Below are 9443 nucleotides of genomic sequence, written 5' to 3'. Positions count from 1 at the left end.
CCCTACTTTCACCTTTATTCAGATTTCAGCGTAATACGCGCGAAAGCCTTCTTGCCAGCCTGGCATACATGAGTAGAACCCAGCTCATATATATAGGTGCGATCCACAACCTCACCATCTATACGCACACCACCCGAACCCAGGAGGTCTCGCGCCACCGCCGCGTTCTTGACCAGACCCGCCTTGTTAAGAACTGCCGCAATCGGCATATCCTCGGCTGCAGTCAGCTCGATCTCCGGCAAATCGTCCGGAAGCTCGCCATCCTTCATACGATTACCCGCCGCACGATGGGCATTGGCCGCAGCCTCTTCACCATGGAAACGAGCAACGATCTCTTCGGCCAGCTTGATCTTGATGTCTCGCGGATTGGCCCCTGCCTCTACATCGACACGGAACGCATTGATCTCATCCATGGACCGGAAGCTCAACAACTCGAAGTAGCGCCACATCAACACATCGGGAATGGAGACCAGTTTGCTGTACATGACGCCCGGCGCTTCCTGGATGCCTACGTAGTTGCCCAGCGACTTGGACATCTTCTTCACGCCATCCAGACCTTCGAGCAGTGGCATGGTCAGGATGCACTGCGCCTCCTGCCCATAACCGCGCTGCAGTTCACGCCCCATCAACAGATTGAACTTCTGGTCTGTACCGCCGAGTTCAACGTCCGCGCGCAACGCGACCGAGTCATAACCCTGTACAAGCGGGTAAAGAAACTCATGAATGGCAATTGGCTGATTGGTTTTATAGCGCTTGTCGAAATCATCGCGCTCGAGCATACGGGCCACGGTGTACTGGGACGTCAGGCGAATGAAATCCGCCGGCCCCATCTGATCCATCCAAGTGGAGTTGAAAGCCACTTCGGTCTTGGCCGGATCAAGAATCTTGAAAACCTGAGTCTTGTAGGTCTCGGCGTTATCGAGAACCTGCTCACGGGTCAGCGGCGGGCGCGTAGCGCTCTTGCCACTCGGATCACCGATCATCCCGGTGAAGTCACCTATAAGGAAGATGACCTGGTGCCCCAGATCCTGGAACTGGCGCAGCTTATTAATAAGCACGGTATGACCCAGGTGCAGATCGGGTGCCGTCGGATCGAAACCAGCCTTGATACGCAGCGGCTGCCCGCGCTTGAGCTTTTCGATCAGCTCGGACTCGACCAACAGTTCTTCCGCACCACGTTTGATCAGCGCTAGCTGCTCTTCAACCGACTTCATAACAGACCCGTAAGGCTCAGATTCAAAGGGCCCCAACCATACAAGATCGCGCACCAAATACAAGGTTTGCCCGGCGCGCGTACACCAATCCACAGAACAGAGCGTCCGCGGGCTTGCTTCGCAGGGGTTTTGGTTATATTTTATACAGTTATTTCATCTTCATCATGTCATTCATCTTTTCCAATCCATCTTTTCAAAAGTCAAAATTACCTATGACCACAGAACCGTCTAAAGCGCCACCGCTTTACCCAAAGACCCACCTGCTTGCCGCAAGCGGTATTGCAGCCCTCCTTAGCCTGGCGCTCCTGGTGTTTCCCTCCAGCGATGTTGAAGCCAAAAAGACGACTCTGAGTCTTGAACTGGAAAGCCCTGCTGATCAACTGACACAAGAACAAGACGCCGCCGAAGCCGTTCAAGCCACAAACGAAGCGGCCGCCTCTCCCTTTGCGCAGATTGAAAACAGCCCAGAGGCCACCGCCCAGGCAGAAGCGCCTGTGGCAGAAGAAAAGAAAGGACCGGACCATCGCGAAGTGATTGTTGCCAAGGGCGACACACTATCCACCCTCTTCGAAAAGGTTGGCCTACCCCCAACCTCGGTCCATGAAGTCCTGGCCAGCAACAAGCAAGCCAAGCAGTTCACTCAACTGCAACGCGGCCAGAAACTTGAATTCGAACTCAGTCCAGACGGACAGCTGAATAACCTGCACACCCAGCTGAGCGATCTGGAAAGCATCACCGTAACCAGAAACGACAAGGGTTACGCATTCAACCGCGTCATTACCAAACCTACCGTCCGCTCGGCCTATGCTCATGGTGTCATTAACAGCTCATTATCTCAGTCGGCCGCACGCGCCGGCCTTTCCCACAGCCTGACCATGGACATGGCCAACGTATTCGGCTACGACATCGACTTCGCCCAGGACATTCGCCAGGGAGACGAATTCGACGTCATCTATGAGCAGAAAATGGTCAATGGAAAGAGCGTCGGCAACGGCCCGATTCTCTCTGCGCGCTTCACCAACCGCGGCAAGACATATACCGCCGTGCGCTACACCAACAAGCAAGGCAACAGCAGCTACTACACCGCCGATGGCAACAGCATGCGCAAGGCGTTCATCCGTACGCCGGTTGATTTCGCTCGCATCAGCTCGAAGTTCTCCGTGGGCCGCAAGCATCCGATCCTGAACAAGATTCGCGCCCATAAAGGTGTCGACTACGCAGCTCCCCGTGGCACGCCAATCAAGGCCGCCGGCGACGGCAAGGTGTTGCTGGCCGGCCGTCGCGGCGGTTATGGCAATACCGTGATCATCCAGCATGGCAATACCTACCGCACGCTGTACGGCCACATGCAAGGTTTTGCCAAAGGCGTGAAGACAGGCGGCACCGTCAAGCAAGGCCAGATCATCGGATACATCGGCACTACCGGCCTGTCCACCGGCCCGCACTTGCACTATGAGTTCCAGGTCAATGGGGTCCACGTCGATCCGCTTGGCCAGAAATTGCCGATGGCCGATCCGATCGCCAAAGCTGAGCGCGCACGCTTTTTGGCCCAAAGCCAACCCTTGATGGCGCGTATGGATCAAGAGAAAGCCACCATGCTGGCCTCGAGCAAGCGCTAAGCATGGCGCTCTATATCGGCGTGATGTCCGGGACCAGCCTGGATGGCCTGGATATCGCACTGATCGAACTGACCCCGGCGATCAAATTGATCGCCACGCACTACATCCCGATGCCCGCCACCCTGCACACCGAATTGCTCGGTTTGTGCAGCAGCGGACCCGACGAGATCGCTCGATCCGCCGTTGCCCAGCAAAGCTGGGTAAAACTGGCCGCACAGGGTATCCATACCCTGCTCGATGAACAGAAACTCAAGCCTGACGACATCACAGCGGTTGGCAGCCACGGCCAGACCATCCGCCATGAACCAGCCCGCGGATTTACCGTACAGATCGGCAATCCAGCCTTATTGAGCGAGTTGACCGGCATCGCCGTCGTCAGCGATTTCCGCAGTCGTGATGTCGCCGCTGGCGGACAAGGCGCACCACTGGTTCCGGCGTTTCACGAAGCATTGTTCGAAGAACGAGTCGGCAATCGCGCCGTGCTGAATGTCGGCGGTTTCAGCAATCTCAGCCTGATAGAGCCCGCAAAACCTGTAGCCGGTTTCGACTGTGGCCCAGGCAACGTATTGCTCGATGCCTGGATACATCAACAACGAGGCGACCGTTTCGATCGCGACGGTCAATGGGCTGCCAGCGGGAAGGTCGAGCCAGTTCTACTCAAGACGCTGCTCAACGACCCCTTCTTCGTCACCAAGGGTCCGAAAAGTACCGGGCGCGAAGTATTCAACCTGCCTTGGCTGATACAGCATTTGTCTCAGTTGCCAGCCTTCGCCCCGGAAGACGTGCAGGCAACGTTGCTCGAACTGACAGCCCTGACCATCGTCGAATCACTCCAACATGCCCAGCCCGATACTCAGGAGTTGCTGGTCTGTGGCGGCGGTGCGCACAACCAGGCGCTCATGAGGCGCTTGGCTGACTTGCTGCCGGATGCCAAAGTCAGCAGTACGGCGGTGTACGGCGTAGACCCGGATTGGGTTGAAGCCATGGCTTTCGCCTGGCTTGCCCATTGTTGCCTTGAAGGTATTCCAGGCAACCGCCCAAGTGTCACCGGCGCCCGTGGGCTGCGCGTACTCGGCGCTATCTATCCGGCCTGAATCCGTTATTGCGGACAAAAAAACGCCGCAGGACCTTAAGGCACTGCGGCATTTTTATTGAAGCGCTCAGATCGAGAATGAAGAACCGCACCCACAGGTCGTGGTCGCGTTAGGGTTCTTGATCACGAAACGCGAGCCTTCCAGGCCTTCCTGATAATCCACCTCGGCACCTGCCAGGTACTGGAAGCTCATCGGATCGACCACCAGGCTGACCCCTTCGCGCTCGACGATGGTGTCATCTTCGGCCACTTCTTCATCAAAAGTGAAGCCGTACTGAAAACCGGAACAACCGCCGCCCGTTACAAACACGCGCAGCTTCAAACGATCATTGCCCTCTTCATCGACCAGGCTCTTCACCTTGTGCGCGGCACCGTGGGTGAATTGCAAAGCCGTGGGGGTGAAGGTTTCGACGCTCATGCTGAATATCTCCCGGCGCTTACGCCGCCATAATGCGTGATGGCGGGCATTATCCGCTTCTCCTAGAAAATCGGTCAACTATTTAGAAGAGCAGCGGCAAACTACAAGCTCAAGCGTGTAGCTGCCAACTTGAAGCGTGTGACTACCGTTACGGCAGCATCCCCGCGTGGGACAGCCCCAGGCGCTCATCCAGCCCGAACAGGATGTTCAAGTTCTGCACTGCCTGGCCAGACGCGCCCTTGACCAAGTTATCGATGACTGACAACACCACCACCAGATCGCCGTCCTGCGGACGATGCACAGCGATCCGGCAAACGTTCGCACCGCGCACACTGCGGGTTTCTGGATGGCTGCCGGCCGGCATCACGTCGACGAACGGTTCGTTGGCGTAACGCTTTTCAAACAAAGCCTGCAGGTCCACCGACCGATCGACGACGGTTGCATAAAGAGTGGAGTGGATGCCACGAATCATCGGCGTCAGGTGAGGCACGAAGGTCAGCCCGACGTCCTTGCCCGCGGCCCGGCGCAATCCCTGGCGAATTTCCGGGAGGTGGCGATGCCCCTTGACCGCGTATGCCTTCATGCTTTCCGACGTCTCGGAGTACAGCGAGCCGACACTGGCTCCGCGCCCGGCACCGCTGACACCGGATTTGCAATCGGCAATCAGACGCGAAGCATCGGCAAGACCGGCCTCAAGCAGCGGCAGGAACCCCAACTGTGTGGCCGTCGGATAGCAACCCGGCACGGCGATCAATCGTGCCTGTTTGATTTTCTCGCGATTGACTTCCGGCAACCCATAGACCGCCTCGTCGAGCAGATCTGGCGCACCGTGAGGCTGGCCATACCACTTGGCCCATTCATCGGCGTCCTGCAGGCGGAAGTCCGCCGACAGGTCGATGACCTTGGTCCCGGCTGCCAGCAGTTCACCTGCCAAGGCATGGGCGACGCCATGGGGCGTGGCGAAGAACACTACATCGCAGGCACCGAGGGTCTTGATGTCCGGAACGCTGAACGCCAGGCCGTCGTAATGGCCTCGCAGGTTCGGGTACATGTCGGCGACGGCCAGGCCGGCCTCGGATCGGGAGGTGATGACCACCACCTCAGCCTGCGGGTGCTGTGCCAGCAGACGCAGCAGTTCGACACCGGTGTAACCCGTGCCGCCGACGATACCGACCTTGACCATAAACCTGCCCTCAACGAACCCACTGGAAAGCCGTCGATGATAGGGGCCGCAAGGCGCGGCGACAACCGTCAAGGTGACGTGTGGCCGCTCTAACCTCTACTATCAGGCTACCGTGAATTCTGGGAATAACTAAAAATGCTCTATCTGTGGCTCAAAGCACTTCACATCGTCAGCATGGTCTGCTGGTTCGCCGGTCTGTTCTACCTGCCTCGCCTGTTTGTCTATCACGCCCAAAGCGAGGACAGCGTCAGCAAAGAACGTTTCAGCGTCATGGAGCGCAAGTTGTACCGCGGCATCATGGGTCCGGCGATGATTGCCACCCTGGTATTCGGCATCTGGCTGCTCAGCCTCAACGCCAGCGCCTACTTCACCCAAGGTGGCTGGATGCACGCCAAGCTGACCCTGGTCGTGCTGCTAATCGGTTACCACCATATGTGCGGCGCCCAGGTGAAGCGTTTCGCCCGTGGCGAAAACACCCGCAGCCATGTCTTTTATCGCTGGTTCAATGAAGTGCCGGTTCTGATATTGCTGGCTATCGTAATTCTGGTCGTGGTCCGGCCGTTCTAAACTCCAATCTGCATCCATTATCCGGGGTACTTGCCATGTCGTTGCCCGCTCTGCTTGAACAACGCTTGCGCCTGCCCATCGTGGCGGCGCCAATGTTCCTGATTTCCAATCCGCAACTGGTACTGGCTTGCTGCCGCAACGGTATCGTCGGCAGTTTTCCGGCGTTGAACCAGCGCGAAAGCAGTGGTTTCAAGACCTGGCTGGAGGAAATCGAAGCAGGCCTGGCGACCCTGGAAAATCCGGCCCCCTACGCCGTGAACCTGATCGTCCATCACAGCAATCCGCGACTTCAGGCCGACTTGGCCATCTGCATCGAACACAAGGTGCCGATCATCATCACCAGCCTGGGCGCGGTGAAAGAGTTGGTGGACGCGGTTCACGGTTACGGCGGCCTGGTGTTCCACGACGTAACGACCCGGCGCCATGCCGAGAAAGCAGCAGAAGCTGGTGTCGATGGCTTGATCGCCGTTGCCGCCGGTGCAGGCGGGCACGCCGGGACCTGGAGCCCGTTTTCGCTGATTGCCGAGATACGCCAGTTTTTCGATAAGACCTTGCTGCTTGCGGGATGCCTGAACCATGGCCATCAGATTTTGGCCGCACAATTGCTCGGCGCCGATCTGGCCTATTTTGGTACACGCTTTATCGCTACGAGCGAAAGCCACGCCCCTGACGCTTATAAAGAGATGTTGCTCACATCCAGAGCCGCAGACATCGTGCATACTCCCGCTGTATCCGGGGTACCGGCCAGTTTCATGCGCCAGAGCCTGGAGAACGCCGGTTTCGATCTGGCCGTTCTGCAGAACAAAGGCGAGGTGGATTTTGGCTCGAAACTCAAACCGCTGAACGATGAAGCCAAGGCCTGGAAAACCGTATGGTCCGCTGGCCAGGGCGTGGGTGAAATCGATGATTTGCCCAGCGTCGATCAGTTGGTGGCACGCCTGGATGAAGAATACCGTCAGGCACATGCCCGGGCGGCGCAGCTTGGCGGGCAATGGCCCCGCTGAAGCAGCCTATAAAACAGTTACTTAATTTTCAGAGACAAGGATGCCGGGCATGAGCGAAACCCGTTTCAACATAGTATTCGACGGAGGCCTGATGCCGGGCGTCGACAGCACCACGGCCAAACTCAACCTCGCCGAACTGTTCAAAAGTGATATCAGCGCCATTGAACGGCTGTTCAGTGGTCGCAAGATTGCCCTTAAAAGCAACCTGTCCCAGAGTGAAGCCCAACAGTACCTGGAAGCGCTCAACAAGAGCGGAATCGATGCCCGAATCGAAGCCGAACCCACCCTCCAGCTGAGTCTTGGCGAAGTACAGGAGTCGCCACAACAGCCGGGTGGACGCCATCCAGAGTCGATCGTCGACCCCGTCTCGCCGTACGCGCCTCCCCGGGCCGAAGTGGGTGATACGCTCGCCGAGTACAGCACGCTCAAGCCGTTCAGCTTCGATGGGCGTATCGGGCGTTTGCGCTACCTGGCCTGGACCATGGTGTTGACCCTGGCCATGCTACCTTTGGTCGGCCTGGGCTTCTGGTTGGCCACGGCCTGGCTGCTGGTTTCAGACTCGATAGCTGCACTGGTCGTCGGCGGCCTGCTCGGCGCAGCCGTCGTACTTGCCTTTGCCTTCGTGAGCATCCAGTTCAACGTCCAGCGCCTGCATGACCTCGGCTGGTCGGGGTGGTTGTGGCTGGTCAACCTCGTTCCATTTGTGGGCAGCATCTTCCCCTTCATCCTCATCATCGCTCCGGGCAATAACGGCGCAAACCAGTATGGCCCGCCGCCACCGCGCAATACCACGGCGGTCAAATTGCTGGCGTCGCTCTGGCTTGTGATGATCGTCTTGATTTTCCTGGCTACCTTTGCCGGCATCTTCGGAGCCCTTCAAGAGGACTACGACAGCAGCAGCCTGAGCAGCTATGAAAGCAGCGAGTACAGCAACGAAACCGTCGAAGAACCCGCTGTCGAGGCAGCCGAGCCCGCCTCGCCTTCTGTAGACTATGAAGAAGAGGAACAATAAGCGCGCTTCATGCCGGTGACAGCCCAGTCGCCTGGCGGCGGGCTGTTGCGATGGAGAACTGCATGACCCGTTACGCACTGATCACTGGCGCTTCCAGCGGCATTGGCTTGGCCATGGCCGAAGCGCTGGCCCGGCGCGGCCGCAACCTGATACTGGTGGCTCGACAGCGTGATCGGCTGGAAAGTATTGCGATCGAACTGACTCAGCGGTTTGGCGTGGAGGTGCTGTTCCGGGCATGCGACCTGGGAGAGCCGCTGAGGCTTTCAGGCTTTCTCCTGGAACTGGAGGAAGGTGAGCGACAGATCGACCTGCTGGTCAATTGTGCAGGCATCGGCACCAGCGGGCCGTTCCTGGGCCAGGACTGGATGACCGAACAGGACCTGATCGAAGTCAACATCCTCGCCCTGACACGGCTTTGTCATGCCATCGGTAACAGCATGGCGCTACTTGGCGGCGGCCAGATCCTCAACGTCGCCTCGATTGCCGCGTTCCAGCCCGGCCCATGGATGAGTACCTATTACGCCAGCAAGGCCTATGTGCTGCACTTCTCCGAAGCCCTGCGGGTCGAGCTGAAGAAATGCGCGATCAAGGTCTCGGTGCTTTGCCCGGGCCCGACCCGGACCGGCTTCTTTTCCAAGGCGCAGATGGACGAACAGAAACTCATCGACAGCAAGTTGCTGATGAGCCCGGAAGAAGTGGCCCTGTACGCCGTGCGCGCGCTGGACCGCAACCGCGCCATCATCATTCCCGGACGCCGCAACCGCTGGCTGGCCGCATTGCCACGACTGGGGTCGCGATGGCTGGTCCGAACCATCGCCGGCATGATCAACAAGGCCTATTGCCCGCGCTGATCCCTTCAATTTGAACTACCAGGCGCCTCAACCGGAGCCTTCACGCCCTCGACCTCGACGAACCCAATGGAGAAAACCGCTGTGGATACTCTGTTCACCAAGATCATCAACCGGGAAATCCCGGCGAAGATCATTTACGAGGATGACCAGGTATTGGCCTTCCACGACATCGCCCCACAGGCGCCTGTACATTTTTTGGTCATACCGAAAAAACCGATCCGCACCCTCAATGACCTGACCGAAGAAGACAAAGGCCTGGCTGGACACATCTTGTTCACTGCTCAGCGCCTGGCGCTTGAATTGGGCTGTGAAGAAGGTTTTCGCGTGGTGATGAACTGCAATGAACTGGGTGGACAAACGGTCTATCACATTCATATGCATGTGCTGGGGCAGCGCCAGATGAACTGGCCGCCGGGCTGATACCCCTGACCCAACGCAAATCTTCGGCGGTCGATTGGGTTAAACTGGCCGCTGTGATTTTT

10 protein-coding genes are annotated in these 9443 nt (G+C 58.0%); 7 read left to right on the top strand and 3 right to left on the bottom strand.

Annotated elements, in window-relative coordinates; genetic code table 11:
- Positions 1 to 14 precede the first annotated feature (14 nt).
- The gene (gene tyrS, locus AC09SL_RS21395; RefSeq protein WP_058542817.1) at positions 15 to 1214 is read right to left on the bottom strand and encodes a tyrosine--tRNA ligase; all 1200 of its coding nucleotides are present in this window, start codon (positions 1212 to 1214) and stop codon (positions 15 to 17) included.
- Between the two features lie 212 nt (positions 1215 to 1426).
- Between tyrS and AC09SL_RS21390 the strand changes: the two genes are divergently transcribed.
- Together AC09SL_RS21390 and AC09SL_RS21385 are read left to right on the top strand one after the other, a co-directional pair.
- A complete protein-coding gene (locus tag AC09SL_RS21390) occupies positions 1427 to 2833 on the top strand; it encodes a peptidoglycan DD-metalloendopeptidase family protein (RefSeq protein ID WP_058542818.1) in 1407 nt (468 codons plus the stop codon).
- Between the two features lie 2 nt (positions 2834 to 2835).
- On the top strand, positions 2836 to 3927 hold the full coding sequence (locus AC09SL_RS21385; protein WP_058542819.1) for an anhydro-N-acetylmuramic acid kinase: 1092 nt from the start codon (positions 2836 to 2838) through the stop codon (positions 3925 to 3927).
- A gap of 66 nt (positions 3928 to 3993) precedes the next feature.
- Here AC09SL_RS21385 and erpA read toward each other — a convergent pair whose 3' ends face one another.
- Together erpA and argC are read right to left on the bottom strand one after the other, a co-directional pair.
- Positions 3994 to 4344 (bottom strand): iron-sulfur cluster insertion protein ErpA, encoded by a 351-nt coding sequence (erpA, locus tag AC09SL_RS21380; RefSeq protein ID WP_003177727.1) that lies wholly within the window; start codon positions 4342 to 4344, stop codon positions 3994 to 3996.
- A gap of 148 nt (positions 4345 to 4492) precedes the next feature.
- On the bottom strand, positions 4493 to 5527 hold the full coding sequence (gene argC / locus AC09SL_RS21375; protein WP_058542820.1) for an N-acetyl-gamma-glutamyl-phosphate reductase: 1035 nt from the start codon (positions 5525 to 5527) through the stop codon (positions 4493 to 4495).
- Positions 5528 to 5662: 135 nt separating this feature from the next.
- On the opposite strand from argC, the gene hemJ reads away from it, so the two are divergent.
- The 5 genes from hemJ to AC09SL_RS21350 all read left to right on the top strand — a co-directional run bounded on the left by hemJ (position 5663) and on the right by AC09SL_RS21350 (position 9381).
- A complete protein-coding gene (gene hemJ / locus AC09SL_RS21370) occupies positions 5663 to 6094 on the top strand; it encodes a protoporphyrinogen oxidase HemJ (protein WP_039590834.1) in 432 nt (143 codons plus the stop codon).
- Positions 6095 to 6129: 35 nt separating this feature from the next.
- Positions 6130 to 7098: an NAD(P)H-dependent flavin oxidoreductase gene (locus tag AC09SL_RS21365; protein WP_058542821.1), complete on the top strand. Its 969-nt coding sequence runs from the start codon at positions 6130 to 6132 to the stop codon at positions 7096 to 7098.
- A 49-nt stretch (positions 7099 to 7147) separates the two neighbouring features.
- Positions 7148 to 8110, top strand: coding sequence for a DUF805 domain-containing protein (locus AC09SL_RS21360; RefSeq protein ID WP_058542822.1), 963 nt, complete (start codon positions 7148 to 7150; stop codon positions 8108 to 8110).
- 62 nt (positions 8111 to 8172) lie between these two features.
- Positions 8173 to 8961, top strand: coding sequence for an SDR family NAD(P)-dependent oxidoreductase (locus tag AC09SL_RS21355; RefSeq protein WP_058542823.1), 789 nt, complete (start codon positions 8173 to 8175; stop codon positions 8959 to 8961).
- Positions 8962 to 9042: 81 nt separating this feature from the next.
- On the top strand, positions 9043 to 9381 hold the full coding sequence (locus tag AC09SL_RS21350) for a histidine triad nucleotide-binding protein (protein WP_003316306.1): 339 nt from the start codon (positions 9043 to 9045) through the stop codon (positions 9379 to 9381).
- The last annotated feature ends 62 nt before the right edge of the window (positions 9382 to 9443 follow it).

It is taken from the genome of Pseudomonas sp. PF05 (assembly GCF_056521845.1).
The sequence above is the reverse complement of the archived record's forward strand: the minus strand, read 5'-3'. Positions and strand labels throughout refer to the sequence as shown.

Excerpts from the sequence above, each read along its gene's own strand:
- AC09SL_RS21355 (WP_058542823.1), top strand. The coding sequence starts at position 8,173 with ATGACCCGTTACGCACTGATCACTGGCGCTTCCAGCGGCATTGGCTTG.
- argC (WP_058542820.1), bottom strand. The coding sequence starts at position 5,527 with ATGGTCAAGGTCGGTATCGTCGGCGGCACGGGTTACACCGGTGTCGAA.
- erpA (WP_003177727.1), bottom strand. The coding sequence starts at position 4,344 with ATGAGCGTCGAAACCTTCACCCCCACGGCTTTGCAATTCACCCACGGT.
- hemJ (WP_039590834.1), top strand. The coding sequence starts at position 5,663 with ATGCTCTATCTGTGGCTCAAAGCACTTCACATCGTCAGCATGGTCTGC.
- AC09SL_RS21390 (WP_058542818.1), top strand. The coding sequence starts at position 1,427 with ATGACCACAGAACCGTCTAAAGCGCCACCGCTTTACCCAAAGACCCAC.
- AC09SL_RS21360 (WP_058542822.1), top strand. The coding sequence starts at position 7,148 with ATGAGCGAAACCCGTTTCAACATAGTATTCGACGGAGGCCTGATGCCG.
- AC09SL_RS21365 (WP_058542821.1), top strand. The coding sequence starts at position 6,130 with ATGTCGTTGCCCGCTCTGCTTGAACAACGCTTGCGCCTGCCCATCGTG.
- tyrS (WP_058542817.1), bottom strand. The coding sequence starts at position 1,214 with ATGAAGTCGGTTGAAGAGCAGCTAGCGCTGATCAAACGTGGTGCGGAA.
- AC09SL_RS21385 (WP_058542819.1), top strand. The coding sequence starts at position 2,836 with ATGGCGCTCTATATCGGCGTGATGTCCGGGACCAGCCTGGATGGCCTG.